The following is a 24140-nucleotide window of genomic DNA, read 5'->3' as shown; positions in this document are numbered from 1 at the left end:
TCACGGTGCCGTTGTAGACGTACGTCTTTAGTCGGAATGTGTGGCCATGGCCCGGCAGGTCTTCAATCGGTTGATCAGTCGTTCGACTTCGTATTCACATTCGGCTTCGTCTCGCTGCGGCGTGTCAGTTCGCGGCGGGGAAGAGGGATTCCTGGGTGGCCTGGTAGCGGTAGGACTCGGTGCCGGTCTGGATCAGGGTGCAGCGGAAGGTGATCCGGTCGGCGATGGCCGCGCAGAGGCGGGCGTCGCCGAAGGTCTTGTCCCATTCGGTGAAGGGTGAGTTCGTGGCGACCGCGGTGGCCTTGCGCTCCTCGCGTTCGGTGAAGATCTGGAACAGCAGCTTGGCGCCCTTGCGGTCCAGGTTGAGGTAGCCGAACTCGTCCAGGCACAGAAGATCGATCTTGCTGTAGCGGGCGATCACGGAGGACAGGCGCCGGCTCGCGTCGGCCTCGGCGAGCTCGTTCACCAGCGCGCTGGTGGTGGTGTAGCGCACTGACAGGCCGGTCTCGGCGATCGCGGTGCCGATACCGATCAGCAGATGGGACTTGCCGGTACCGGAGTCGCCGATCAGCACCAGCGGCCGACCCTCGCGGACCCAGGTCGGGGACTTGAGGTCCGCGACGACCTCGGGGGTGACGTTGGGGGTTCTTCTCGAAGTCGAAGTCCTCCAGCCGCTTCGGGCGCGGGAAGCGGGCCAGCCGCAGCAACCGCTGCTGGCGGCGAAGGTCCCGGTCGGCGAGTTCGACCTGCAGCAGGTCCAGCAGGAACTGTTTGTAGGTGGCCTGTTCGCGCCGGGCGGTTGAGGCCAGGTCGATGAACCGCTCGCGGAACGCCGGCAGGCGAAGCTCGCGGCAGGCCTCGTCGATCAGCATGTCCTCCGGGTCGCCGGGCAGCGACATCCTGCGGGCGGGGACCTTTCCGGTGTCCTGCTCGTCGTCCTGGTCGGTGACGGTGATGGTCGGCCTCATGCGCCGTGGCCTTTCTGGGTCTGGCGGTCGCGGCTGGCGACCGGGCTCAGCAACCGGTCGTACTTGCTCATGTCGGGCAGTGCCGGGCGCGAATCGGGCGGCAGGCGGCGCGCGTGCAGGGAGATCACCTGGGCTCCGGCGGCCGCGGGCGCGGAGGTGGAGCCGTCCGTGGCCGACCCGCCGGTGTCGGCCAGGAGCTCGGCGTCGTCAGCGTCGGTGCCTTCCATCGCCTTGCGGGCCTCGATCACGACCAGGTCGGTGGAGACCGACCCGACCCGCAGACAGGTCTCCATCGCCGCCACCAGCGCCTCGGGCGGGAGCTGGCGGTGCAGCAGCAACACCTCGATCAGCATCCTGGTTCCCTCGCGGTCACCGGCCCGGGTCTTCGCCGCCGCCCAGAACGCCTCGTGGACCTTGGTGAATCCGCCCTCCGCCCGGGCCTGCGCGAGCGCGGAGGCCCCGGCGAACGCGCCGGGCTTGGCCAGCAGGATCTCCAGGTAGTGGTCCAGGAAGTCGTGGTAGGTGTAGCGGCGCGTCAGCCGGGGGTGGCGGGCGACGACCTTGCGCCCGTCGAACACCCACAACTCGTTCGCCCGCAGCTTGACGCGCACCTTGGTGCCGATGAACTTCGCCGGCACCGAGTAGTAGCACTGCCGCACCGTGATCCGGGAGTTCCGCGCGACCGTCGGGCTCAGGTCGATCCCGCAGTCGTAGTCGTCCGCCGGCAGCGGCCGCAGCCGGTCCCGCTCGGCCTCGAAGTCGAAGCCGAGCGAGGTCGGCCGGCCGTGGATGTGCCGGGCGTCCTCCGCGATGTCGATCGCGGCCAGGCGCTCGTTCAGCTCCGCCAGCGAGTCGACCACCGGCGGCGGGACCAGGTGCTTGCGGCGGAACCGGCCGCCCTCGTGCTCCACCCCGCCCTTCTCGTGGGCGCCGTCCTCGCCGGGCGCGCAGTAGAACGCCGAGAACTGGTACCAGGACTTGAACGACGCCCACCGCGCCGACTCCAGCCGCGAGCGCCCGAACAGCACCTGCTTGACCGCCGGCTTCAGGTTGTCGTACCGGATGTGCACCGACGGCACCCCGCCCAGCACCGTGAACGCCTCCAGGTGCCCTTCAAGGAAGGCCTCCTGGGACGCGGTCGCATAGACCCGGTGCACCGCTTTGCCCGAGTAGGAAAGCCGCAGCGTGAACAGCACGCACTTGCGCCGCTGCCCGGCCAGGTCCAGCCAGAAGTCCGCGAAGTCGACCTCCGCCTCCTCGCCCGGCCTCTTCGCCTGCGGCACCATCCCGTCCAGATGCCGGCGGCCCTCCAGCGCCTCCGCGCGGATCTCCGGACGCCGCTTGGACACGTAGTCCCAGACCGTGGTGGGACGGGCCTGCTCGAAGTCGTGCTCTGCGGCCAGGCGCTCGATGATCCGCGGGATCGTGTGCTTCTGCTTCGCCGGGGCGTCCAGGTCCTCGCGCAGCATCGCGTCGATGAAACCCCTCACCGGCTCCAGCACGCTCTTGCGCGGCGGCGGCGACTTGCGCTTCGGCGGCACCGGCGACTCCAACGCCTTTTTCACCGTGTTCCGCGACACCTTGAACCGCGCCGCGAGCTCCCGCCCCGACAACCCCTGCTCACGCTTGGCCCGGCGGATCCTCTCGAACAGCCACTCACGTGACCTGTGCACCAGCGGTCTCCCTGACCTGGACCGTGATCAACAGGCACAGAGTGACGGCCAGACGGCGCAAGCCCCCATGATTACTCCGAAAGCGGCATGTTCCACACCATCACACCGACTGGCTCCCAAACTCACCGATGAACCACCGGCTCCCGAACAGACCGAAGCCGTGGCCCTACTTCACCCCGAAGAAAACATGGGGGCGGTGCTGATCACCGGGTGCACGGCGTTGGGGCACCTGGCGGGGCGCGGGGGCCGGTCGCTTTTCGTCGTTCCGGTGGTGTGCACGCTGGGGTGCCTGGTGTTTCTCGGGCTGGTCGGGTTCGTGCCGCAGGGCATGTCACCGGGTGTCGGTCTCGCCGTGCTGTCCGGGTATCCGGCCCGGACGGTCGCGGCCTGGCCGCTGCTCGCCCGGGCTGCCGCCGCGCTGGCGCTGGTCGGGCTCGCCGTGGGTGCCGGACGGCAGGTGCGCACCGTGGGGCACGGGCCGAAGTGGCGCGCCAGGTCGTTCGGCACGGCGGGAGGGGTGCTGGCCCTGGCCGGTTCGCTGGTGCTGTGGGCGCTTGCCGGACCGCTGGTGGTGCAGCGGTCTGCGCCCTCCCGTCCGCTGTGTACCGACGGGGTGCCGAAGATCTGCGTGTGGCCGGAGAGCCGGCGTTACCTGCCCGAGCTGCGGGAGCTGGCCGAGCGGGCGGCGGCGCTTCCTGACGGGCGGTTCCGGGTGCCGGCGCAGTTCGCGGAGGAGGGGCTGGACGGGCGGGAGCTCGATCGTGGGAACGGGTTCGTCCTGCGGGAGGGCGAGGTCTGGGAGGTGGCGACGGCGATGGCGATCGGGACTGCCGCGGAGACGGTCCCGCTGTCGTGCGGGCGGGAGGGGGCCGGCCAGTGGGAGCTGATCGCCTGGCTGACCGCCCGGTTCGCGGGTCACGGCGTTCCGGCGAGTGTCCACGGCGGGCCGCCCGGCGTCGACCAGGAGGCGGTTGGGCGGCTGGTCGCCCAGCCCGAGGAGGTGCAGCTCGCCTGGGTGGACCAGCGGCTGCCGCGCGGCGGCGACTGTGGCTGAGAACGGGTTGATGCTGTTCGCGCGCCCGCGTCGGGCCGGCTGGGCGGCGCTCGCCGCCGCGGGGTTGACGGGGGTCCAGCTGTGGTTCGGCTCGGTCGCGATGGCGCTTCCCGGGGCGTACGGCGACAGCACCATGCAGCTGCGGATGGTGCTGGCCGCCGTCTGGGCGGCACTGGTGGCGGGATCACTGCACAGCGGGATGGACAGCTGGGAAGCGGTGGGCGGGCTCCGGATGCGGCGGGCCGAACGGGTCCAGCTGCTGGCCGCCGGGGCGGTGGCGCTGGGCCTGGCGGGCGGCGTGGAGGCGATCGTCTCCGGTCCGGCGAGCGCGGTCATGGTGGGGCGGGCCGTGCTGATCTGGTGCGGGCTCGCGGTGCTCTCGGGGCGACTGCTCGGGCGTCGGCAGGTCTGGGTCCTGCCGATTGCCACCTTCTTCCCACTGACGTACCTGGGCTGGGACGCGTCCGGAGCGGTGCGCTGGTGGAACTGGCCGTGGGCGGACCCGCGGAGTGCGGCCTGCTGGGTACTGGCGGCGGGTTCGCTCGCGGTGGGCGCGGCGGCCTGGTGGCTGACGCCGTGGCGGTGGCGGGCGCTGGCGCGCCGTCGGTGAGCGGCGGCGGAACCCTGCTGAAGGCGCTGCGCGGTCGGCCGCATCAGGAGTGTTCCTGGACCGCTGATCGGGGGCCGCACGGGAGGGTAGGTGCGGCCCCGGGGAGGTCAGGCGCGGCGGGTGGCGAGGTAGTCGGACCAGGTGGTGGTGCCGTCGGGGTGGGCGGGGGTGGTGAGGTGGCCCTGGCGGAGGGCGGTGCCGAGGCGGCCGGGGAGGTGGACGGGGAGGACGCGGCGGCGTCGAGGGTGGGTGGCGCGGAGCCAACTGGCGGCGAGCTCGGTGGAGGGGTGGATCTCGGGGCCGCCGAAGTCCGGTGCGTGGCCAACGGGTTGGCCGAGGGCGAGGGTGATCAGGCGGTCGGCGACCTCGGCGGGGTGGACGGGCTGGCAGGGGGTGCCGGCGAGCATCGGGAGGACGGGCAGCCGGGCGAGGGTGGTGAGCATGCCGTCGAGGAGCTGGGGGAACTGGGTGGCGCGCAGATTGGTCCAGCCGAGGCCGGACTCGGCGAGCAGGCGCTCGACCTCCAGTTTGACGCGGTAGTACTTCAGCGGGACCTGGTCGATTCCGACGATCGAGATGTTGACGATGTGCCGGACGCCGGCCCGGCGGGCCGCGTCGAGCAGGTGGCGGAAGGCCGGCAGGTCGTCCTTGGGGCGGCGCGGGTCGCTGGCGCAGTGGATCACCGTGTCGACGCCGATCAGGGCGGCGTCCAGGCCGACGTTGGTGACGAGGTCGCCGGTGCGCCAGTCGGTGCCGGTCGCGCCCGGGAGGTCCGGCGGGGTGGTGCGGCGGGTCAGGGCGCGGACCGGGCAGCCGGTTTCGTGCGCCCGGCGCAGGATTTCGCGGCCGAGTACGCCGGTCGCGCCGGTCACCAGCATGGTGCGGTCGTTCATGGTGGTGGTTCCTTCCAGGAGGGTCGGTACAGGAAGGAACCGGGCGGTCAGGCGTTCTGTGACAGCGGGCGGTGGTGGGCCGCGAAGTGGGCGAGTTTGTCGGGGTTGCGCAGGATCCGGACGGTGGTGACGCCGTCCGGGCCGACGTCGATGGAGCCCAGCGAGGTGAGCCGGTCGCCCTCCCAGCCGAGTATCGCCGGAAGCCCGTTGGCCTCGGCGGCCTCGAACCGGACGCCGGTGGTGAAGCGGGCGAACAGCCCGGCGAGGAAGCGGGTGACCTTGTCGCGGCCGGTCACCGGGCGCAGCGCGGCCCGGACCTTGCCGCCGCCGTCCGCCCACACCACGACCTGTTCGGCGAGGAGTTGTTCGAGCCGGTCGAGTGCGCCGTCGGCCGCGGCGGAGAGGAAGCGTTGCAGCAGGGCGGCGTTCTGGGCCGGGTCGGGTGCGGGCTGCGGGGCGTCGTCGGTCAGGTGCCGGTGGCCGCGGTGGTAGAGCTGGCGGGCGGCGGGCTCGGAGCAGTCCAGGACGCCGGCGATCTCGCGGTGGCTGTAGCCGAACGCGTCGCGCAGCACCACCGAGGCCCGCTCGGGCGGGGTGAGCCGCTCCATCAGGGTGAGGACCGCGAAGGACACCGCCTCGCGCTGCTCGGCGTGCTCCATCGGCCCGAGGGCGCCGGCGCCGGTGGCGACCGGTTCGGGCAGCCAGGTGCCCGGGTACTCCTCGCGCCGGGCCCGGGCGGAGGTGAGGCGGTTCAGGCACAGGTTGGTGAGCACCTTGTTCAGCCACGGCCCGGGCGCGGCGATCTGCTCCCGCAGCGCCCCGTGCCAGCGCAGGTAGGCGTCCTGCACGGCGTCCTCGGCCTCCGCGGCGGATCCGAGCATCCGGTACGCGAGCGAGAACAGCCGCGGCCGGTGGGTCTCGAACTCCTGTACCGCGTTCATGCCGCCCACGGTAGCGGGGCCGCGCGCACGGCCGAGCCGGGGCCTGCCGCGGTGGCGGGCCCCGGCGGAGGTGCGGCCGTCAGGCGGAAGTGGCGGCGGTGAAACGGGTGGTGACGTCCTGCCAGTTGACGACGTCCCAGAGGCGGGTGACGTAGTCGGGGCGGACGTTCTTGTACTGCAGGTAGTAGGCGTGCTCCCAGGCGTCGAAGGCGAGCAGCGGGACGGTGCCCTGGCCGACGTTGCCGTGGTGGTCGTAGACCTGCTCGACGATCAGGCGCTTGCCGAGCGGCTCCCAGGAGAGGATGCCCCAGCCGGAGCCCTGGACGCCGACGGTGGCGGTGGTCAGCTGCTGCTTGAACGCCTCGAAGCTGCCGAAGTGCTCGGCGATGGCGTCGGCGAGCGCGCCGTCCGGGCGGTCGCCGCCCTCGGGGGAGAGGTTCTGCCAGAACAGCGAGTGCAGGACGTGGCCGGACAGGTTGAAGGCGAGGGTCTTCTGCAGGCCGACCAGCGAGCCGAACTGCTCCTTGTCGCGGGCCTCGGCGAGCTGTTCCAGCGTCAGGTTGGCGCCGTTGACGTACGCCTGGTGGTGCTTGGAGTGGTGGAGCTCCAGGATTTCGGCGGACATCGCCCGCTCCAGGGCGGAGTAGTCGTAGGGCAGGTCAGGCAGCGTGTAGGCACCCATGGGTGAGCAGCCCCTCTCGGTCGACGGATGATCCGTTGCGAGGGCCACCCTATTGCAACTTGTTTGCAGGAGCGATGATGGGGCATTAAGGGCGGGTTTCGCTGGGGGTCCTCCGATGTCATGGGCCGTCAAGGAAGCAGCGCCGCCACCGACTCCACCGTGTCCGCCTCGGCCGCGCGCTTGTCCTCCCGGTAGCGCAGCACCCGGGCGAAGCGCAGCGTCACCCCCTCCGGGTAGCGGCTGGAACGCTGGACGCCGTCGAAGGCGATCTCCACCACCAGCTCGGGCCGCACCACCACACCCCAGCGTTCCTCGCGGACCGCCAACTCCCGCAGCCGCGCCGTCTGCCACTCCAGCAGACTGTCGGTGAGGCCCTTGAACGTCTTGCCGAGCATCGCGAACGTGCCGTCCGGCCGCCGCGCCCCGAGGTGCAGGTTGGACAGCCGGCCGGTGCGCCGTCCGTGCCCCCACTCGGCGGCCAGCACCACCAGGTCGAGGGTGTGGACGGGCTTCACCTTCAGCCAGGACGAACCGCGCCGCCCCGCGCTGTACGGCGCGTCCAGCGACTTCACCACCACCCCCTCGTGCCGGTGCTCGGCGGTCGCGGCGCGGGTGAACTCGCGGGCCAGCTGCCGCTGTTCGGGATCGGACGGGTCGTCCACCCGGAGGTGCCGGACCCGGGCGGATTCCGGGACCAGGGCGGCGAGTTCGGCGCGGCGTTCGGCGGCGGGGGCGCCCAGCAGGTCCCGGTCGCCGGTCAGCAGCAGGTCGAAGAAGACGGCGGACAGCGGGAGTTCGGTGTGCTCGCCGTGCGAGCCGACCCGGCCGGACGTCTGCTGGAACGGCCGCGGCAGCCCCTCCTCGTCCAGCGCCAGCACCTCGCCGTCGAGGATGAGCCGCTCCTGAGGCAACTCCCTTACCAGCGCGACCACTTCGGGCAGCCGGGCGGTGATCTCGGCGAGCGTCCGGGTGTAGAGGCGCACCGTGTCGCCGTGCCGGTGCGCCTGGATCCGGATGCCGTCCAGTTTCTCCTCCACCGCGCACGGGCCGAGCCGGTCCAGGGCCTCGTCGACGTCCTTCGCGCTCTGCGCCAGCATCGGCTGCACCGGGCGGCCGACGGTCAGCCGGAAGGCGTCCAGCGCGGCCGGGCCCTGCTCGACCAACCGGCCTGCCAGCGGCCCGAGTTCGCCCGACAGCATGAGTGCCCGTCGAACCGCCTCCGCCGGTGCGCCGACGGCTGCCGCCAGGCCCTCCACCGCCACCGCGTCCAGCGCGCCCTGGCGCAGCTCGCCGGAGAGCAGCCCGAGCAGGAAGTGCTGCTCCTGCCCGGTGGCCAGCGCCATCAACTCGCCCACCTGGCGTCGGCGTTCGCGCTGCGAGCCGGGACCGGCGAGGGCCGCGAGGGCGGACAGCCGGCGGTCCAGCTCCAGCACCCCGAGAGTCGCCCCGGCGGCGGGCTCCGGCCGCTCCCGCAAGGTCTGCCACCCCACCCCGACCTTCCGCTGCGGCAACCGCCCCGCCAGGTACGCCACCACCAGCGGCGCCTCCTCGGCCGACACCCGCCCGAACAGCTCCGCCAGCACCCGTACCTTCTCCGACCGCGCCGTCGTCCCCGCCAACCGCGCCGACGCCCCGGCCACCTCCGCCACCAGCATCCCGACCACCCTCCACCACACGGGCCCCACCGACCACCGTACGAGCGCACCCGGGGCGCACGCGCTCCGCGCGGGTGCGGGACCCGCCGTTCCAAAGGTGACCGTTATGCGGGGTTGCGCCGGATACTGGTGGTATGCGCCTGAATGCGGAGAACCCCGAATACCCCGAGGACGTCGACGAGCCGACCCCGACCGTGCTGGATGCGGGGGACGCGGAGCGGGAGGCGGTGGAGCCGGAGGTGGATGACCTGGAGGTGTTGCGGCGGCAGCGTGAGCTGGGGGCGGCACCGGCGGCCGAGGGGGACGCGGTGGAGCAGGTCCGGGAGGTCGCGGTGGGGGACGAGGACCACCGGGGCGAGTGACCGGAGCGGGTCAGATCGCCCGGCGGCGCTTCAGCCAGGTGAACGCCGCCCAGCCCGGCAGCACCGGCAGGACGAAAGTGAGCAGCCGGTACAGCATCACCGCGGCGAGCGCGGTGCCGTAATCGATGCCCGCGGTCGCCTTGAGCATTCCTGCGGTCAGACCCTCCACGCCGCCCACGCCGCCCGGCGTCGGCACCACGTTGCCGGCCGCGTTGCCGGCCAGGAAGCTCACCGCGACGGCGTTGAACCCGGGGTGCTGGCCGACCGCGCGGGTGCAGCAGTACAGGCAGGCCACGAAGCACATCGACACCAGCAGCTGTCCGGCCACGCCGGTGGCGAGCCTGCCGGGCCGCTGGGCCAGGTCGAGCAGGCGCGGCAGTACCTCGGCGCGCAGCGGCCGCAGCAGGGTCTGGGCGCGCCGCCGCAGCGACGGCACTGCGGCGATCGACACCGCGACGACCGCGGCGGCCAACCCGGCCAGCCACAGCACCCAGCCGCCGGTCAGGGCCGAGGAGTCGTCGCCGGACGTGGTGTCCACGCCGACCAGCGCGCTGAACACGGCGAGCTGCATCATGTGCAGCACCAGGCCGAACAGCTGGCTGACGCCGATGCTGGACATCGCCTGCGCGGTGGGGATGTTCGCGCACTGCAGGTAGCGGGTGTTCAGGGCGAGGCCGCCGACGCCGCCCGGGGCGGCCACCTTGACGAAGGCGCCGGCGACCTGGGCGGCCAGCGTGGAGCGGAACGACAGCTTCTCGGGGACGAAGCCGCTGAACGCGAAGGTCGCGACGGGGTAGCTGGCCGCGGCCCAGAGCACCGCGCCGGCCAGCCACAGCGGGTCGGAGTCGGCGACCAGCGTGACCGGGTTGACGTCGGTGTTGAACAGGAAGTTCAGCAGCGCGTACCCGACCGCGATCCCGGCGACGATGCTGAGCAGCGTGCGCGGGCGCAGCCGCTCCAGCCGGACGGGTTCGGTGGCGGCCTGCGGCATCTGCCGCTGCACCTCGGCGCGCAGTTCGCCGGCCAGCTGCTTGTGTCGGGCGAGCGCGGCGCGGGTGTCCCGGGCCAGCGCGATCGGCTGGAGCAGCGGCAGCGCGGCGCCGACCGGGCCCCGGCCGAGGACGTCGATCGCGGCCCGCACCGCCCGTTCCGGCCCCGCGTGCACGGCGAGGACGGCGAGCATCCCGGCGACGTCCAGGCGCAGCAGCAGGTCACTGGCCGCGATCTCGCCGCGGGCCAGTCCGACCAGGTGAACCCGGCCCTCGGCGTCCAGCAGGACGGTCTGCGGGGAGATCGTGCGGTGGGCGATCCGGCGGCGCTGCAGCAGCGCCAACTGCTGCCAGGCGTCGCGGAGTTCCGCGTCGGTGGGGGTGATGCCGGGGTCGGCGGCGGCCGGTTCTTCCCCGGCAGCGGCCGGGGTGCACTCGGTGAACAGTTCGGCGAACGGGCTGGCGTCGATCCGCCGGTAGGCGACCAGCGCGGCGTCCGGGCCCAGTTCGACGGCGGCGACGGGTGTACGGGTGCGGGCACCGGCGGCGGTCGCGGCGTGGCCGAGCAGGGTCTGGTGTTCGAGCCCGGCGCGCAGCGGGCGCAGGCCGAGCGGGCGGGGCGCGGTGCGCAGGCGCAGCGCCAGCCACAGGTGGCCGAGCAGTCCGCTGGCCTGGACGTGCCGGTCGAGCAGGTGGACGTCCAGGTCGGGGCGGCCGTCGTGCTGGGTGACCAGGTAGCGGCTCGGGCCGAGCGCGAGCACCGCGTCGGGGCGAACGCCGCAGGCGGTCAGCGCGGCGGCGATCTGGTCCTCGGTGGGCGTGCCGACCGGCTCGCCGACGGCGTACCGGGTGGCGTGCGCGGTGGTCCAGCCGAGCAGCAGCGACAGCACCAGCGACAGCGGGGTGGCGTACCCGGTGATCAGCCCGGACAGGCCGGACAGCGTCAGGGTGACGGCCAGCGCGCTGCGCCAGCGGCGCATGCCGGTGGTCCCGATCGCGGTCATGAACGCCAGCACCGGCGCGAGGTGCCCGTACACCGGGTCGGTGCGGCCGTCGCCGCCGGACAGCGGGTGGGTGAGCGTGGTGAGGTCGCCGGCCAGCAGGTCCAGGAGAAGCGAGAGGCCGTACGCGCCGACGGCGGCGAGGACACCGTCCGCGACCCGGCGGCCGTCGGCGTGCAGCAGCCGGTCGACGGCGTAGCCCAGCGGCACCAGCAGCAGGGCGCCGCCGCACAGCGCGGCCGCGAGCTTGACCGGCGGCCAGGGCATCTGGTCGGTGACGCGCGAGACGTCGGTGTCCAGACCGAGCGCGGAGGAGCGGGCGTAGCCCGCCAGCAGCAACACCAGGGCGATCCAGCACAACCCGGAGACCAGGCGGATCAGGGCGGCCGGGTGCCGGACCCGGTCCGTCTGGGCGCCGCGCGGGGCGGATTGTGTGGTGCGCTGTTCCTGGGATTCGTCGGCTTGTATCACCGTGGCCACGGGGCATGGTCCCATATCGCGGGGGGCCTGAGCTGGCCTTTCGGTAAAGGGAGTTCAAGGCGTCGCGAGGGATACGGGCCGATAATGGGCATATCGGGCTGACGAAGCCGATGAAGGGAGGCCGGCGATGACCAAGCAACCGACCGACGGGATGATCAGGCTCCGCGAGGGCAGCCATCAGGTGCTGCAGGACCGCACCATGGAGGCCGACCCGGCGCCTCTCGCGCCGCAACTGCACACCGACACCACGCGCGCCGCCGAGACGGCTGGTTACCCGGGCGACGCCGTGTTCAGCCACGGCGGACGCCGGACACCCGCCACGGCGGGCCCGGCCGACGGGCCCGCCGCACACACCGAACTGCCCGGACACCGGCACCGCGGCGCGGAACGGCACTCCGAACACTGAGCCGTCCGGCACGGGAACCCTCGGTGCACGCGCTTCGGAGGGGGTGGGAGAGTGGGGCCGCACGCCCCCCACCCCCGCCGAAGGAGTGACATGGCCGACGCCCCCGAGTTCGCCTCCCGTGAGGACTGGCTCGCCTCCCTGCCCCGCGTGTACGCCGCCGCGGGCTGCCTGATCACCGACCCCGACGGACGGGTCCTGATCGTCAAGGCCGGCTACCGGGACGCCTGGCAGTTCGTCGGCGGCACCGTCGACCTCGGCGAGAACGCGCAGCAGTGCGCCACCCGCGAACTCCACGAGGAGACCGGGCTGCACCGCGAGGCGGGCGACCTGCTGGCCGTCGCCTGGACCCACCCCAGCGGCGAACTCGGCCACCCCGCCTGCCACTTCCTCTTCGACCTGGGCGTCTTCCCGGCGGACACCCCCATCGCGCTGCCGGCCGGCGAGTTGGACGCGTACCGGTGGGCGACCGTCCCCGAGGCGATGGCCCTGCTCGGGCCGGCGAGGGCGCTCCGCTTGGAGGCGGGGCTGGCTGCGAGGGCGGATGGGCGGACGCGGGTGGTGACGGCGCCGAACTCGGGGTTCTGAGCGGGTCTGGACGGTCGCGAGCGCGTGCAAGTCATTGTTCGGCGTCGCGATCTTGCGGTTGGGTCCTTCCGCTTCGCGCAGTTCTCCCCCAGCCCTAGGGGGCTGGGAGGTGCCCCCACGCGCCCCTGGGTTCACGCTTGCCAGACGTAGGCCGCGGAGACCGGTTGGCCGCGGTGGGTGGACCACTTGGGCTTGAGGGCGATCCATTCGTCGCCGACGGTCTGTTCGCGCATTTCGGCGAGGTGCCAGCCGGCGGCGAGGCCGGCGGTGAGGTGGTCGCTGACCAGGTGGACGTGGGTGGTGATGGCGACGGGGCCGTCGGGGCCGTCGTAGTGGGTGGGCATGCCGGCGGACATGATGAAGGCGGGGTGGAGGCCGACCAGGACGAACAGGCCGCCGGGCCGGACCAGGCGGTGGGCCTCGCGGTAGAGGGGGGTGAGGTCGGCGAGGTGTTCGTCGACCAGGGAGCAGGCCGCCAGGTCGTACGCGGCGGTGGGCAGTCCGGTGGCGGCGAGGTCGGCCTCGGTGAGGGTGCGGTGGGCGCCGCGTTCGCGGGCGCGGGCGAGCATCTCGGGGGTGAGGTCGACGCCGTCGATCGCGCCGACGCCGCGGTCGCGCAGCCAGGCGCCGGTGCGGCCGGTGCCGCAGCCGAGGTCGACGGCGGTGCGGGCGTCGGACCAGGCGGGGACGGCGAGTCGGGCCAGGACGTCGAGGTCCATCGCGTCCTGCACGGTCTGTTCGTAGCTGTCGACCCAGCCGGCGTAGCCGGTGCGGACGTCGACGGTCGGGTAGCCGCGGGTGTCGAAAACGGAGAAGTCCACCATGCGGCGCAGTATGGTTCGCGCCCGCCGTGGGGCGCGAACCATTTGATGGGGCGTCAGTTGGCGGAGAGCAGGCGGGTTCGGAGCGCGGCGACGTCGGCGGCGGGCAGCCACTGCGCGGCGTCGAATTCGGTGAGCACCGCGTGCAGGGCGCCTTCGGCGGTGGTGCCGGCGTCGGCGAGGACGCGGGCGATGTCGGCCTCTTCGCCGGGGCGGTCGAGGAGGGTCCACAGCGGCCGCAGGTTCGCGGCGGACAGCAGGTAGTCCTCGGCGATCGCGGCGGGTTCGACGCCGGCGAGGGCGAGCAGGACGAGCGCGGCCAGACCGGTGCGGTCGCGGCCGGCGCCGCAGTGCACGACGATGCCGCCGTCCCGGGCGCGGGCGACGGCGGTGACGAGTTGGGCGACGGCGTCCCGGCAGTGGTCGAGGTAGGGGCGGAAGGACAGCGGGGTGCCGTCGAGGGCGCCGAAGCGGGCCCACCAGTCGGGGCCGGCCAGTGCGTCGAGCGGGACGCGGACCAGGTCGACGGTGTCGGGGGTGGGCAGCAGCGGCCGGTACTCGACGGGGTTGCGCAGGTCGATGACGGTGCGCACGCCGTAGCCGAGCAGGGCGTTCTGGCCCTCGGCGGTGAGCCGGTCGAGGTTGTCCGCGCGGACGATCGCGCCGGTGCGGGTGAGCCGGCCGTCGCGGGTGGGCAGGCCGCCCAGGTCGCGGACGTTCAGGCAGCCGTCCCAGTCGAGTTGGCGCTGCTCGTGCGACAGTGTCGGCGCGGACGTCGTGGCGGTCCCCGTCATGTGCTTCCCCCCGGAGGTGTTTCTGTGCCGGCGCGTGCCGGTACTGGGAAAGACTCAGTCCGCTTCGCCGTGGTTCCCGGCCGGGAACTCCCACAGCGGGCGGCCGAGGGTGTCGAGCGCCCGGACCAGCCGGAACCGCCGGTCGCGGGCGGACAGGAAGCCGCGGGCGGCGCCGGCCAGGACCTGCCGGGCGGCCGGGTCGTGGCGGCTCCACGCGCCGTGCAACTCGAGGATGTGGTCGGTGAGTTCGGCGCGCTGGATGCGGGCGACGCCGGCGATCGCGAGGGCGTTGTTGACGCCGTCGAGGGCGGCCGGCAGCAGGTAGGGCCCGCGGTCGTCGGGGCGCAGCCGGCGGCGCAGTTCGGGCAGCGCGTAGCCGCGGACGGCGGCCACCGAGTCCTCGACGGCGACCAGCCAGCGCGGGCCGGGCGCGACCTCCCACCAGACCTCGCCGCCGACCGGCATCACCTCGCCGATCGGGGCGCGCCAACGCTCAAGCCCCGTAGGGGTGTTGGCGCAGGGGCGGATGCTCCGCCGGTCCCAGGCGGCCTTGTCGGTGACGGAGAGGTTGACGGTGTAGCGCACCCGTCCGTCCGCGTGTACCGCCTGCACGCCGAGCACCGCCCACCGGTCGCGGTCCGGCAGCGAGAACGAGTGGCGCCAGCCCTGGAGGCCCAGGGCGCGCAGGGCGGGCGCGAAGTGCTCGCGGATTCCCGTCGTGTACAGCTCCTGGGCGGTGCTCATGGCGTCTCCCGGTTCGATGGCTCGTGCAGCGGAGCGGGCGGGCGGCCGCCGGGCTCCGGGTCGGGACGGAATGTCCCTGTTTGCACCGTATGGCGGGGGAGTGGGGCGAATCCGCGGGCGAACGACAGCAGCCGGCGGGACGAAGGTCAGCCCGGGCCGGGTCCTTGGTCCCGAAGCTGACGTGCCGCCGGCCTGCGCCGCGCGCACACCCGGCGGCACCCGGCCCCACACCGGGCAGCCACCGCTCCGTCACCGCCCGTGCCACGCCCCGCGGCTGGGCCGGGCACCCGGATGGCGCATCATGTGGCGGGTGCACAGTGCTGAACACCACGGGGCGGGCGACGGCGACCGGCGCGGCCGTCCGGACGCGCCGGACCGCCCGGCCGGCCGGCGGGCGGATCTCGCCGCCGCCGTCCTGGCCGCCCAGCACGGCGACGAGGAGGCGTTCCGGGTCCTGTTCCGGGCCGTCCAGCCCGGGCTGCTGCGCTACCTGCGGGTCCTGGTCGGCGGCAAGGCCGAGGACGCCGAGGACATCGCCTCCGAGGCGTGGCTGCAGATCGCCCGTGACCTGCCGGGTTTCCGGGGCGACGCGGACGGCTTCCGCGGCTGGGCCGCGACCATCGCCCGCAACCGCGCCATGGACCACCTGCGCCGGGTGCGCCGCCGGCCGGTCGCCGACCTGCCGGTGGAGTACCTGGCCGAACTGGCCGCCGTCGAGGACACCGCGGGCCAGGCGATGACCACCGTCGCCACCTCCGACGCGCTCGCGCTGATCGCCTCGCTGCCGCCCGACCAGGCCGAGGCGGTGCTGCTGCGGGTGGTGCTCGGGCTGGACGCGGAGAGCGCCGCGAAGGTGCTGGGCAAACGGGCCGGCAGCGTCCGGATGGCCGCGCACCGGGGGCTGCGGCGGCTCGCCAAGACGCTTGACCAGACCGGGGGAGCGGTCGCCGGGCTGCCCCGTCGGGGGGCCGGGAAAAAAATCTCCGCGCAGGGTGTGACACCGGCGCAGGTGCCGACGCTGAGGGATATGAGATGAGCACCAACCGATCCCGCCGGATCGATCGCGCCGCCGCGGAGCAGCTGCTCCGCGGCGCGACGGTCGACCCGGAGGCCGGTCAGGACCCCTCCGCCGGGCAGCAGCCCGCGCCAGGACGGCCCGAGCTCGCCGCACTGCTCGCCGCCGCCGCGGCGACCGGGACGGCGGACGACGGTCCGCTGCCCGGCGAAGAGGGGGCCATGGCCGCGTTCCGGCAGGCTCGTCGCCAGCCGGCCCCCAGTCAGCACCGGAGACGAAAGATGGCGGACACCGCGCTCGCGCGGGCCCTCAGCGCGAAGGCCATGGCCGTCGCGCTGGGCGTGACCGCCGTCGGCGGAGTCGCCGCCGGGACGGGCCGGCTGCCCGAGGTCCTGGGCGGTCCCGCCCCGGCCCCGCCGGCCGCCGCCGCGCCCGCGTCGTCCCCGAACGCGCCGGACGGATCGCCGACCGGCACCCCGAGCCGCACCGCCAAGCCGTCCAACGCCGCCACCCGCCCGGGCGGCGCGTCCGACCGGCCGTCCGGCCCGGCGTCCGCCGACCCCGGGCAGGCGCCCGACCTGGCCACCCTGTGCCGGGGCTTCACGACGCGGGTCTCGTCCGGCGCCAAGCCGAAGGAGGCCGCCGCCGACCCGGCGCTGGCCGAGCTGCTGCGCGCGGCCGGCGCCGCGGAGAAGGTGACCGGGTACTGCGCGCAGCTCGCCGCCCACGGCGGCGACCGGAACGACAGCGACCAGACCGGCCAGACCGGCAACGGGCAGAACGGGCAGAACGGGCGGGACGGCAACGGGCAGAACGGCCGCGGCCGTCCGTCGGCCGGCCCGTCCGCGTCCGCGTCCGCGTCGGCCGCCGCGCCGGGGCGGCCCGCTCGCGGCGGCAACCAGCAGTCCAGGGGCGGGGGCGACGACCAGGACTGACACCGACTCCGGACGGCCGGCGGATTCCCCTGTGTCCGCCGGCCGCCCGGACCGCACTCCGGACGGGCGAGATGGCTCCCCCGGGCCCCGCCCGTCCGGAAACCCCTCCGGTCGGCCCATGGACTCCCCCGGGTCCGCGGCCGTCCGGAACCGCTCCGGACGGACGGCTGAACTCCCCCGGGTCCACCGTCCGTCCGGGGCTCACCCCGGCGTCCCGCCCGAAACCTCTGGAGTCCCCGGTGACCGACCTGACGCACCGCCAGGCGAGCTGGCGATGAGCTTCCCGCGTACCTCGCCCCGCGCCGAGCGCGCGGCCCGGCTGGCCGTGCACGGCTCGCCGCGGACCGCCCGCGCCCTGCTCACCGCCGCGCTGGCCGCCCTGATCGCCGCCCTGCTGGTCCAGCGCCCGTAGCCGGACCGGTACAGCGCCCGCGGCACGACGCGGGCGGGTGCCCGCTATGGTTCACGGGAGCCCGACCGAGGTGAGGGGAGTATCCGATGATCGGACGCGCGCTGAACGGGCGCTACGAGCTCGGCGAGATACTCGGCGTCGGCGGGATGGCCACCGTCTACCGGGCCCTGGACCACCAGTTGGGCCGCCCGGTCGCGGTGAAGGTGCTCAACGGCGGGCTCGCCGACGACCCCCGGTTCGCCGAGCGGTTCGCCCGCGAGGCCCGGCTGGCCGCGCTGCTGTCGCACCCGCGGATCGTCACGGTCTTCGACTCCGGCCTCGACCAGGGCTCCCCGTACCTGGTGATGGAGCTGGTGCACGGCGACACCCTGGGCAAGCTGATCGCCGACCTGGGCACCCTGCCGGTGGAGCGCGCCGTCGGCATCGCCGCCGCCGTGCTGGACGGGCTGGCCGCCGCGCACGCCCAGGGCCTGGTGCACCGCGACATCAAGCCCGGCAACATCATGATCACCCACGACGGCGGGGTGAAGGTGGTGGACTTCGGCATCGCCCGGGTCGGCTCCTCCTCCGGCCAGCAGCTCACCCAGGCCGCCTCGGTGGTGGGCACCGCCGCCTACCTCTCCCCGGAGCAGGCCACCGCCGGTGAGGTCGACGCCCGTGCCGACCTGTACGCCGTCGGCTGCGTGCTGTTCGAGATGCTCACCGGCGCACCGCCGTTCACCGCCGACACCCCCGTCGCGATCGCCTTCAAGCACGTCACCGAGTACCCGGTGCCGGTCACCACCGTCCGCCCCGACGTGCCGCCCGCGCTGGACGCCGCGATCCTGCGGCTGCTCGCCAAGCACGCCGCCGAACGCCCCGCCGACGCGAACGCGGCCGCCGCCGAGCTGCTCGCCGCCGTCCCGGCCACTCCCGCCGACCGCACCGCCGAACTGCTCGGCGCCGCCACCCAGGTGCTGCCGCCCGTCCCCGCGACCGTGCCGCCGCCCCCGCAGCACCGGCCGTGGACCGAGCAGCACCGCACCTCGGTGCTCCCGCCGATGCCGATGCCGATGCCGATGCCGATGTCCGCCCGCCGGGAGGAGGAGCCGCCGCCGCCCCGGCGCGGCCGCAACCCGCTGGTGTACGCGGGCGTCGGCGCCGCCGTGTTCGCCTGCGTGGCCGGCATCGCCGCGTTCTCGCTCAGCGGCGGCGACTCCACCCCGGCGGCCCAGCCCGCCACTTCCGCTTCGCCGCCCGCCGCGAACAGCAGCGCCCCCGTGGCCTCCCCGTCCACGAGCGCCTCGGCCAAGCCGTCCGCGAGCGCCAAGCCGTCCACCAGTGCCAAGCCCACCGTGGCCGCCCAGATCGCCCAGCTGCGCGCCGACATCGCCCAGGCCGCCTTCGCCCACGAACGCGACCGCCAGGACACCCTGACGAACCTCCTCGACCAGGCCGCCCAGGCCGTGGGCGACCACCGCGCCGACGACGCCGAGAGCACCCTCAAGGACGCCCAGCGGGTGCTGCGCGACCTCGCGAAGCGCAAGGCCGTCGACAACGCCACGCTGAACGGCTGGAACAACCGCCTGAACGCGCTGCTCTCCGCCGTGCACACCCAGGCGAAGGCGGACGAGCAGTAGTCCTACTGGCCGCCGCGGGCCCGGCTGATGGCCCGGGTCCGCACCTGGCGGGACAGCGCCGCCACACCCGTCGTCAGGAACACCACGGTGTACAGCACTTGGATCATCACCACGACCCGGGCCACCTGTCCGGACGGGTGGATGTCGCCGTAGCCGACGGTCGCCATGGTGATCACCGTGAAGTACAGCGCGTCGACCTTGGTGGTCAGGCCCACCAGCTCACCCGGCTGCTTGGACATCCCCAGGTACGCCGCGGAGAACACCACCAGCGCCCCGGACAGCAGCGTCAGGATCACCGGGATGTGCCGCCCCGACAGGCCCAGGAACTGCCGCCGGGCCTCGCGCAGCAGGCCCACCCCGACCAGTGCGAGCAGGACGATGAAGGTCACCCAGCTGAGCAGTGGGTGGTGCGGCCCGAACCAGTCCAGCGGGATCGTGAAGAAGGCCGTCAGCAGCACTACCGGCCCGCCCAGCAGGGCGAGGTACGTCCGGGCCAGCTCTTTCATGCCGGCCCGGCCTTCCCGTCGCCGCCACCGGTTCCGTCCGACGGCGCCACAGGCTCTTCGGGGGGCGTGTCGAGGAACTCCAGCACCGCCAGCACGGCCAGCAGCACCACCGCGATCCAGAGCACCACCACCGCCGTCGGATAGCCCCAGGTGAGCAGCACGATCGCGGCCACCAGGACGGCGCCCCAGCCCAGCCAGGCCTTCCGCCGGTGCACGAACCGGCCGACCGGGCCGAGCCGCATCCCGATGCCCTCGGCGGCCCGCCGGACGGCGCCCAGGCCGGCCTGCCACAGCTGCCGCACCCAGCCGGCCCGCCGGCCGGAGCCGGTCAGCCAGGCCGCGAGCGCGATCACGATGCCCAGCGCCAGCAGCATCCGGACGGCGGCCCGCAGGTAGCGGACCATGGTGTCGTAGACCGCCATCGCGGCGGCCTGGTCGACGTCGGCGGGCAGCTTGTCGAGGTACAGCGCCCGGAACACGGTCAGTCCGATGCCGAGCAGTACCGCCGCGAAGGCCATGCCGAGCGCCGCCCCGACGGTGGCCCGGCGGTGGTGCACCGCCAGCAGGATGCCGCCGACGGCGCACAGCACCGCCAGCACCGGCACCCAGAGCCCGGCCACGTCGAGCAGCCGCAGCCCGGTCTGGGCCTTCTTCACGGCGTCCGACTGCACCAGGACGAAGTCGGTGTGCACCTCGGGGATCTTCGCCGCCAGCCCCACCCCGTTCGCCACCAGCCGGTCCTTGACCTGGGTGATCACCGGCGCCAGGTCGAGGGTGACGGTGTCGCCCTTGACCTGTACGGCGCCGCCGCCCTGCCCGGTCAGCACCTTGGTGAACGTGGCGTGCGCGTTGCGCAGGATGTTCTCCCAGATGCCGGCGAACGCGTCCGACTGGACGACGTTCAGCACCTGGTCGTGGACGAACCCGGTCAGCCCGTCGGTCAGTGCCGGCCCGATCCTGCCGAGTGCGGCGTTCAGGGCCGGCCGGTCGGGGGGCGCCACCTCGTTCAGCAGGTCGGAGACCGGCAGCTGCTCCATGATCGCGTTCGTCGCCCGGTTGGCGACCGCGCCCTGTACGGCCGGGTCGGACGACAGCGGGGCCAGCGTGGACACGAAGCGGTTGGTGTCGGTGACCTGCGCCCGGCTCCAGGAGGCGACCACCGCCAATGGGGTGAGCAGCGCGGCCAGCACGATCAGCACGACGGCGAAGAACGACCGGACCCGGTGCCGGCGGGGCTTCTCCTGCGACTCCAGGGAGGCGACCCTGGCGCGCAGGGCGGCGACTTCGCTCTCGTCCGGGGACTCGGCCGTCATCAGTGCTCCCAGGTGATCCGCCGTCAGGTGAATACCAGGAGATACCGGAACAATTCAGCCAGCCACTCGGAGTGCGCCGACATGCCGGAACCCCCGGACCGCCGAGGGGCGGTGCGGGGGTTCCGGAAAACCTTGTGGCGTCGGCCCGGGGGCCGGCGGGTGTCAGGCCGTGGTCGACTTGGGCGTCTCGGTGGCCTTGGTGACGACGGTCGGCTCGACGGCCTGGCGGGGCGCTTCGGCCTGCGAGGTGGCGGTGCCGTTCTGCGCCTCGGCGGCGGGGGCGTCGTCCTCGCGCAGGGCCTTCGTCTCGGCCTTCAGGATGCGCATCGACTTGCCGAGGCCGCGGGCCATCTCGGGCAGCTTCTTCGAGCCGAACAGCAGGACCAGCACCACCACCATGATGGCGATGTGCCAGGGCTCAAGACCGTTACGGAACATCCCTGACCACCGGTCCTTTCGTGGAAGTTCTCGCTGTGACGTCTGGGCCGGACGGAACGCCCGACTCGGCCAGTATGCCTGGCGTTATCGGCGAACGTATACACCCGCTGGCAAACAGCGGCCGAAATGCAGGTGATACGGGTCATGTGGTCTGTACCACCTGGGAGTTCTTCGCGGCGGGCTGTCCGACGGGGCGCAGGTGGCGCATCAGCAGGTGGGCGGCGAGCGCGGCGCCGAGCATCACCAGGACTCCGACCACCGCGGCGACGTGCATTCCGGCGGTGAAGGCGTCGCGGGCGGTGGCGAGAAGTCGGTCGGCGGCGTCGGCGGGCAGCCGGGCGGCGGTGGTGACGGCCCCGCCGAGGGTGTCGCGGGCGGCGTCGGGGGCGGAGCCGTCCATCCGGGCCCGGTAGATCGCGGCGCCGGCCGCGCCGAGCACCGCGATGCCGAGCGAGCTGCCGAGTTCCTGGGCGGTCTCGGAGGTGGCCCCGGCGGCGCCGGCCCGTTCGGCGGGGGCGGCGGAGAGCACCATTTCCCCGGTGATGCTGACGGTGCCGACCGCGCCGGCGGCGATGATCCCGGCGGCGACCAGCGGCAGGGCCAGCGAGGAGCCGGGGACGACGAAGGCCATCGCGGCGAAGCCGACGGCGCTGGCCAGGAAGCCGCTGGTGAGCAGGATCGCGGGCCGCACCTTGCCGGCCAGGGTGCCGAAGCCGCCGACCGCCGCGCCGACCCCGACGCTGGGCAGCAGCGCCCACAGCGAGGCGGCGAGCGGGCCGTAGCCCTTGACCAGCTGCAGGTACTGGGAGGTGAAGAGGCAGAAGCCCATCATGGCGAACATCGCGATGGTGTTGACGGTGATCGCCCCGCTGTAGGTGCGGATCCGGAACAGCGAGACGTCGAGCAGCGGGTTCGCGGCGGTGCGCAGCCGCACGGCGAGGCCGGCGCCGATCAGCAGGCCGGCGACGAGGGCGAGCACCGGGAGCGGGCTCCAGCCGTCCACCGCGAGGGTCTTGATGCCGTAGACGACCGGCAGCACCGTGCCGATGGACAGGGCGGCGCCGAGCAGGTCGAAGCGGCCCTCCTGCGGGGCGCGGTACTCGGGGAGCAGGAACGGCGCGGCGGCCATCACCAGCAGCATCACGGGGACGGCGATCAGGAAGGCCGAGCCCCACCAGTAGTGCTCCAGCAGTAGCCCGCCGACCACCGGCCCGAGGGTGGCGCCGGCCATCATCACGCCGCTCCAGGCGCCGATCGCGGCCTGCCGCTGCTTGGCGTCCGGGAACATGTTGCGCACCAGGGCCAGGGTGGAGGGCCCGAAGACCGCTCCGGCGATGCCCAGCAGGGCCCGGGCGGCGATCAGCTGGTTCGCCCCGTCCGCCCAGGCGGCCACCAGTGAGGCGGCGGCGAAGGCGGCGGTGCCGCCGATCAGCAGCTTGCGCCGGCCGATCCGGTCGCCCAGGGCGCCCATCGGGATCAGCAGCCCGGCCAGCAGGAACGAGTACATGTCCATGATCCACAGCTGCTGGGTGCCGCTGGGCCGCAGGTCGGTGGCGATGAACGGGACGGCGAAGAACAGCACGCCCATGTCCATGGCGAGGACGAGGGTCGGCAGCAGGAGGAGGGCGAGGCCCAGCCATTCGCGTCGGCCGGCGCGGCCGTGGTCGGAGGTCATGCCGAGGACTGTACGGACGTCTTGCACGGCTGTCTAGTACAAGCGTCTAAATCGGGTGTGCCAGACGTTCGAGCGAGACAACCGTCTTGGACTGCCGTAGCATCGGCGCATGGGAAATCGCGAGGACCTGCTGGCCAGCGCCAAGCACTGCCTGTACGAGAAGGGCTACGGGCGCACCACCGCCCGGGACATCGCCACCGGGGCGGGCGTCAGCCTCGCCGCGATCGGCTACCACTACGGCTCCAAGGACGCGCTGCTGATCCAGGCGCTGGTGGAGGCGATGGGGGAGTGGGGCAGCGCCATCGGCTCCGCACTGGCCTCCTCGGCGGACATCGCCGACCCGAAAGAGCGGTTCGTCCGCTCCTGGGACGCGATGCGGGACAGCTTCGCCACCCATCGGGGCCTGTGGACGGTGCAGTTCGAGATCCTCGGGCAGCTGGAGAACCTGCCGAAGCTGCGCGAGCAGCTGGCCGAGGCGCAGAAGCTGGGCCGGCTCGGCCTGGCCGCGCTGTTCCAGGGGAAGGCCGAGCACGAGGACACCCCGGACGAGCTCGCCAAGGGCGTGTTCTACCAGTCGCTGCTGCTCGGCCAGGCCGCGCACTGGCTGATCGACCCGGACGGGGTGCCCGGCGGCGAGGACTACCTGCGGGCGATGGCGCTGGTGTCCGGCGAGGTGCTCGGCCGGTCCTGAGGCGGCGTCAGGCGGTGACGGCGGTGAGCAGCACCACCGCGTCGGTGTGGGCGAGCAGGCCGTGCCGCTCCTGCGGGACGGAGTGCAGCTCGCCCGCCGACGCGTCCTGCTGCCGGCCGGCCACGGTCAGCGCGACCCGGCCGCGCAGCACCTGGAGGCTGGCGGCGACCGGGGCGTTGTGCTCGTCCAGCGAGGCCCCGGCGCGCAGCGCGATCACCGTCTGCCGCAGGACGCCGTCGTGCAGCAGCAGGTGGGCGCTGCGGCCGTGCGGGCTGGTGGCGGCCTTGGCGGCGTGCTCCTCGGCCAGCGCGTTCAGGTCGATCCGGGCCGGCTGCTCGGTCATCGCGTTCTCCTCCTTCGGCCCCCGGGGCCGACCCTAGGCAGGGTTGGCGGGCGGCGCGCGCTGAGCCACGCGCAGGGGGCAACGCGGGGCCCGTTCGGCGTGCGGGGCCCGGGAGGCGGCCCGATGGTGGTGCTATGGCGACCAATCAGAAATTCATCGACGGTTTTCAGGTGAACCGCGGCATGCTCACTGTCGGCGTGGCCCTCACGGGAATCGGCGCCCTCGTAGGACTGACCGGTACGGTCCTGGTCTGCGTGACCCTGGCGAACGCGGGCCGGGGCTGGATCCAGCAGCTGGAGACCCATCCGGCCGCGCTCGCGCAGCGCACCCTGCACCAGGCGAAGGCCGCGTCGGCGGCCGGACTGGAGGCCTGGCGCGCCGGTGCGAACTGACCGAGGACGTGACGGAGGCGGGGCCCCCGCCCGGGGGCCCCCCCCCGCCCCCCCCCCCGACGGGCCCCCCCCCCCCCGGCGGTTTGTGCGCCGGTACCCGCGGGGGGCCCCGTGGTTGCCGGCACACCCGGTGGGGGGTGTGG

25 protein-coding genes and 2 pseudogenes are annotated in these 24140 nt (G+C 73.7%); 11 read left to right on the top strand and 16 right to left on the bottom strand.

Features of this window, described 5'->3' with window-relative positions; genetic code table 11:
• Positions 1-124 precede the first annotated feature (124 nt).
• From ACFYS8_RS11170 to istA, 3 genes and pseudogenes are all read right to left on the bottom strand, one after another.
• A pseudogene (locus ACFYS8_RS11170) lies at positions 125-586 on the bottom strand (ATP-binding protein); the annotation flags it as partial.
• A gap of 121 nt (positions 587-707) precedes the next feature.
• A pseudogene (locus tag ACFYS8_RS11165) lies at positions 708-872 on the bottom strand (ATP-binding protein); the annotation flags it as partial.
• Positions 873-964: 92 nt separating this feature from the next.
• Positions 965-2641, bottom strand: a complete 1677-nt coding sequence (gene istA, locus ACFYS8_RS11160) for an IS21 family transposase (RefSeq protein ID WP_387638980.1) — start codon at positions 2639-2641, stop codon at positions 965-967.
• Positions 2642-2909: 268 nt separating this feature from the next.
• Here istA and ACFYS8_RS11155 point away from each other — a divergent pair, with 268 nt between their 5' ends.
• Both ACFYS8_RS11155 and ACFYS8_RS11150 read left to right on the top strand, forming a co-directional pair.
• Complete coding sequence (locus ACFYS8_RS11155; RefSeq protein WP_387638977.1) at positions 2910-3695, top strand: hypothetical protein; 786 nt, start codon at positions 2910-2912, stop codon at positions 3693-3695.
• A 10-nt stretch (positions 3696-3705) separates the two neighbouring features.
• Positions 3706-4305: a hypothetical protein gene (locus ACFYS8_RS11150; RefSeq protein ID WP_387638974.1), complete on the top strand. Its 600-nt coding sequence runs from the start codon at positions 3706-3708 to the stop codon at positions 4303-4305.
• Between the two features lie 107 nt (positions 4306-4412).
• Here the strand turns inward: ACFYS8_RS11150 and ACFYS8_RS11145 are convergent, their stop codons facing one another.
• The 4 genes from ACFYS8_RS11145 to ACFYS8_RS11130 form a co-directional block, all read right to left on the bottom strand.
• Positions 4413-5198, bottom strand: a complete 786-nt coding sequence (locus tag ACFYS8_RS11145; RefSeq protein ID WP_387638971.1) for an SDR family oxidoreductase — start codon at positions 5196-5198, stop codon at positions 4413-4415.
• 47 nt (positions 5199-5245) lie between these two features.
• Positions 5246-6139: an RNA polymerase sigma-70 factor gene (locus tag ACFYS8_RS11140; protein WP_387638968.1), complete on the bottom strand. Its 894-nt coding sequence runs from the start codon at positions 6137-6139 to the stop codon at positions 5246-5248.
• Positions 6140-6218: 79 nt separating this feature from the next.
• Complete coding sequence (locus ACFYS8_RS11135) at positions 6219-6821, bottom strand: superoxide dismutase (RefSeq protein ID WP_387638965.1); 603 nt, start codon at positions 6819-6821, stop codon at positions 6219-6221.
• Between the two features lie 128 nt (positions 6822-6949).
• Positions 6950-8476 carry an ATP-dependent DNA ligase gene (locus tag ACFYS8_RS11130; protein ID WP_387638962.1) on the bottom strand — a complete coding sequence of 509 codons (1527 nt, stop codon included), beginning with the start codon at positions 8474-8476 and terminating at the stop codon, positions 6950-6952.
• Between the two features lie 134 nt (positions 8477-8610).
• Here ACFYS8_RS11130 and ACFYS8_RS11125 point away from each other — a divergent pair, with 134 nt between their 5' ends.
• A complete protein-coding gene (locus ACFYS8_RS11125) occupies positions 8611-8838 on the top strand; it encodes a hypothetical protein (protein WP_387638959.1) in 228 nt (75 codons plus the stop codon).
• A gap of 10 nt (positions 8839-8848) precedes the next feature.
• Here ACFYS8_RS11125 and ACFYS8_RS11120 read toward each other — a convergent pair whose 3' ends face one another.
• Positions 8849-11308, bottom strand: a complete 2460-nt coding sequence (locus ACFYS8_RS11120; protein ID WP_387638956.1) for a YbhN family protein — start codon at positions 11306-11308, stop codon at positions 8849-8851.
• A 127-nt stretch (positions 11309-11435) separates the two neighbouring features.
• Between ACFYS8_RS11120 and ACFYS8_RS11115 the strand changes: the two genes are divergently transcribed.
• Positions 11436-11714 (top strand): hypothetical protein, encoded by a 279-nt coding sequence (locus ACFYS8_RS11115; protein ID WP_387638954.1) that lies wholly within the window; start codon positions 11436-11438, stop codon positions 11712-11714.
• A 90-nt stretch (positions 11715-11804) separates the two neighbouring features.
• Complete coding sequence (locus ACFYS8_RS11110; RefSeq protein ID WP_387638951.1) at positions 11805-12299, top strand: NUDIX domain-containing protein; 495 nt, start codon at positions 11805-11807, stop codon at positions 12297-12299.
• A 131-nt stretch (positions 12300-12430) separates the two neighbouring features.
• Here ACFYS8_RS11110 and ACFYS8_RS11105 read toward each other — a convergent pair whose 3' ends face one another.
• Genes ACFYS8_RS11105 through ACFYS8_RS11095 form a run of 3 tightly spaced genes read right to left on the bottom strand, consistent with a single transcriptional unit; the run spans position 12431 to position 14658 of the window.
• A complete protein-coding gene (locus tag ACFYS8_RS11105) occupies positions 12431-13123 on the bottom strand; it encodes a class I SAM-dependent DNA methyltransferase (RefSeq protein WP_387638949.1) in 693 nt (230 codons plus the stop codon).
• Positions 13124-13176: 53 nt separating this feature from the next.
• Positions 13177-13914: a tyrosine-protein phosphatase gene (locus ACFYS8_RS11100; RefSeq protein WP_387638946.1), complete on the bottom strand. Its 738-nt coding sequence runs from the start codon at positions 13912-13914 to the stop codon at positions 13177-13179.
• A gap of 54 nt (positions 13915-13968) precedes the next feature.
• Complete coding sequence (locus ACFYS8_RS11095) at positions 13969-14658, bottom strand: hypothetical protein (protein WP_387638944.1); 690 nt, start codon at positions 14656-14658, stop codon at positions 13969-13971.
• A gap of 301 nt (positions 14659-14959) precedes the next feature.
• Between ACFYS8_RS11095 and ACFYS8_RS11090 the strand changes: the two genes are divergently transcribed.
• From ACFYS8_RS11090 to ACFYS8_RS11075, 4 genes are all read left to right on the top strand, one after another.
• Positions 14960-15694 carry an RNA polymerase sigma factor gene (locus ACFYS8_RS11090; RefSeq protein ID WP_387638943.1) on the top strand — a complete coding sequence of 245 codons (735 nt, stop codon included), beginning with the start codon at positions 14960-14962 and terminating at the stop codon, positions 15692-15694.
• On the top strand, positions 15691-16608 hold the full coding sequence (locus ACFYS8_RS11085) for a hypothetical protein (RefSeq protein WP_387638940.1): 918 nt from the start codon (positions 15691-15693) through the stop codon (positions 16606-16608). The genes ACFYS8_RS11090 and ACFYS8_RS11085 overlap by 4 nt, the downstream gene beginning before the upstream one ends.
• A 274-nt stretch (positions 16609-16882) precedes the next feature.
• Positions 16883-17020: a hypothetical protein gene (locus tag ACFYS8_RS11080; RefSeq protein WP_387638937.1), complete on the top strand. Its 138-nt coding sequence runs from the start codon at positions 16883-16885 to the stop codon at positions 17018-17020.
• An 86-nt stretch (positions 17021-17106) separates the two neighbouring features.
• On the top strand, positions 17107-18639 hold the full coding sequence (locus ACFYS8_RS11075; protein WP_387638934.1) for a protein kinase: 1533 nt from the start codon (positions 17107-17109) through the stop codon (positions 18637-18639).
• A 2-nt stretch (positions 18640-18641) separates the two neighbouring features.
• Here ACFYS8_RS11075 and ACFYS8_RS11070 read toward each other — a convergent pair whose 3' ends face one another.
• The 4 genes from ACFYS8_RS11070 to ACFYS8_RS11055 form a co-directional block, all read right to left on the bottom strand.
• Positions 18642-19145: a potassium channel family protein gene (locus tag ACFYS8_RS11070; RefSeq protein WP_387638931.1), complete on the bottom strand. Its 504-nt coding sequence runs from the start codon at positions 19143-19145 to the stop codon at positions 18642-18644.
• Entirely contained in the window at positions 19142-20458 is a 1317-nt protein-coding gene (locus ACFYS8_RS11065; protein ID WP_387638928.1) for a hypothetical protein, read from the bottom strand. The genes ACFYS8_RS11070 and ACFYS8_RS11065 overlap by 4 nt, the downstream gene beginning before the upstream one ends.
• A 162-nt stretch (positions 20459-20620) precedes the next feature.
• Entirely contained in the window at positions 20621-20896 is a 276-nt protein-coding gene (tatA, locus tag ACFYS8_RS11060; protein ID WP_387638925.1) for a Sec-independent protein translocase subunit TatA, read from the bottom strand.
• A 142-nt stretch (positions 20897-21038) separates the two neighbouring features.
• The gene (locus ACFYS8_RS11055) at positions 21039-22571 is read right to left on the bottom strand and encodes an MFS transporter (RefSeq protein WP_387638922.1); all 1533 of its coding nucleotides are present in this window, start codon (positions 22569-22571) and stop codon (positions 21039-21041) included.
• A gap of 109 nt (positions 22572-22680) precedes the next feature.
• Here ACFYS8_RS11055 and ACFYS8_RS11050 point away from each other — a divergent pair, with 109 nt between their 5' ends.
• The gene (locus tag ACFYS8_RS11050; protein ID WP_387638919.1) at positions 22681-23262 is read left to right on the top strand and encodes a TetR/AcrR family transcriptional regulator; all 582 of its coding nucleotides are present in this window, start codon (positions 22681-22683) and stop codon (positions 23260-23262) included.
• Between the two features lie 7 nt (positions 23263-23269).
• On the opposite strand, the gene ACFYS8_RS11045 is transcribed toward ACFYS8_RS11050, so the two are convergent.
• Complete coding sequence (locus tag ACFYS8_RS11045; RefSeq protein ID WP_387638917.1) at positions 23270-23605, bottom strand: cupin; 336 nt, start codon at positions 23603-23605, stop codon at positions 23270-23272.
• Between the two features lie 134 nt (positions 23606-23739).
• Here ACFYS8_RS11045 and ACFYS8_RS11040 point away from each other — a divergent pair, with 134 nt between their 5' ends.
• Positions 23740-23997, top strand: coding sequence for a hypothetical protein (locus ACFYS8_RS11040; protein WP_387638915.1), 258 nt, complete (start codon positions 23740-23742; stop codon positions 23995-23997).
• The last annotated feature ends 143 nt before the right edge of the window (positions 23998-24140 follow it).

The organism is Kitasatospora sp. NPDC004615 (assembly GCF_042873545.1).
Classification (GTDB): Bacteria; Actinomycetota; Actinomycetes; order Streptomycetales; family Streptomycetaceae; genus Kitasatospora.
This window is presented reverse-complemented; position numbering and strand designations above follow the sequence as displayed.

Coding starts and splice junctions, on each gene's coding strand:
- ACFYS8_RS11070 (WP_387638931.1), bottom strand. CDS start 19,145: ATGAAAGAGCTGGCCCGGACGTACCTCGCCCTGCTGGGCGGGCCGGTA.
- ACFYS8_RS11095 (WP_387638944.1), bottom strand. CDS start 14,658: ATGAGCACCGCCCAGGAGCTGTACACGACGGGAATCCGCGAGCACTTC.
- ACFYS8_RS11130 (WP_387638962.1), bottom strand. CDS start 8,476: ATGCTGGTGGCGGAGGTGGCCGGGGCGTCGGCGCGGTTGGCGGGGACG.
- ACFYS8_RS11115 (WP_387638954.1), top strand. CDS start 11,436: ATGACCAAGCAACCGACCGACGGGATGATCAGGCTCCGCGAGGGCAGC.
- ACFYS8_RS11125 (WP_387638959.1), top strand. CDS start 8,611: ATGCGCCTGAATGCGGAGAACCCCGAATACCCCGAGGACGTCGACGAG.
- tatA (WP_387638925.1), bottom strand. CDS start 20,896: ATGTTCCGTAACGGTCTTGAGCCCTGGCACATCGCCATCATGGTGGTG.
- ACFYS8_RS11045 (WP_387638917.1), bottom strand. CDS start 23,605: ATGACCGAGCAGCCGGCCCGGATCGACCTGAACGCGCTGGCCGAGGAG.
- ACFYS8_RS11050 (WP_387638919.1), top strand. CDS start 22,681: ATGGGAAATCGCGAGGACCTGCTGGCCAGCGCCAAGCACTGCCTGTAC.
- ACFYS8_RS11150 (WP_387638974.1), top strand. CDS start 3,706: ATGCTGTTCGCGCGCCCGCGTCGGGCCGGCTGGGCGGCGCTCGCCGCC.
- ACFYS8_RS11105 (WP_387638949.1), bottom strand. CDS start 13,123: ATGGTGGACTTCTCCGTTTTCGACACCCGCGGCTACCCGACCGTCGAC.
- ACFYS8_RS11065 (WP_387638928.1), bottom strand. CDS start 20,458: ATGACGGCCGAGTCCCCGGACGAGAGCGAAGTCGCCGCCCTGCGCGCC.
- ACFYS8_RS11140 (WP_387638968.1), bottom strand. CDS start 6,139: ATGAACGCGGTACAGGAGTTCGAGACCCACCGGCCGCGGCTGTTCTCG.
- ACFYS8_RS11145 (WP_387638971.1), bottom strand. CDS start 5,198: ATGAACGACCGCACCATGCTGGTGACCGGCGCGACCGGCGTACTCGGC.
- ACFYS8_RS11090 (WP_387638943.1), top strand. CDS start 14,960: ATGTGGCGGGTGCACAGTGCTGAACACCACGGGGCGGGCGACGGCGAC.
- ACFYS8_RS11110 (WP_387638951.1), top strand. CDS start 11,805: ATGGCCGACGCCCCCGAGTTCGCCTCCCGTGAGGACTGGCTCGCCTCC.
- ACFYS8_RS11085 (WP_387638940.1), top strand. CDS start 15,691: ATGAGCACCAACCGATCCCGCCGGATCGATCGCGCCGCCGCGGAGCAG.
- ACFYS8_RS11135 (WP_387638965.1), bottom strand. CDS start 6,821: ATGGGTGCCTACACGCTGCCTGACCTGCCCTACGACTACTCCGCCCTG.
- ACFYS8_RS11075 (WP_387638934.1), top strand. CDS start 17,107: ATGATCGGACGCGCGCTGAACGGGCGCTACGAGCTCGGCGAGATACTC.
- ACFYS8_RS11080 (WP_387638937.1), top strand. CDS start 16,883: ATGAGCTTCCCGCGTACCTCGCCCCGCGCCGAGCGCGCGGCCCGGCTG.
- ACFYS8_RS11100 (WP_387638946.1), bottom strand. CDS start 13,914: ATGACGGGGACCGCCACGACGTCCGCGCCGACACTGTCGCACGAGCAG.
- ACFYS8_RS11040 (WP_387638915.1), top strand. CDS start 23,740: ATGGCGACCAATCAGAAATTCATCGACGGTTTTCAGGTGAACCGCGGC.
- ACFYS8_RS11055 (WP_387638922.1), bottom strand. CDS start 22,571: ATGACCTCCGACCACGGCCGCGCCGGCCGACGCGAATGGCTGGGCCTC.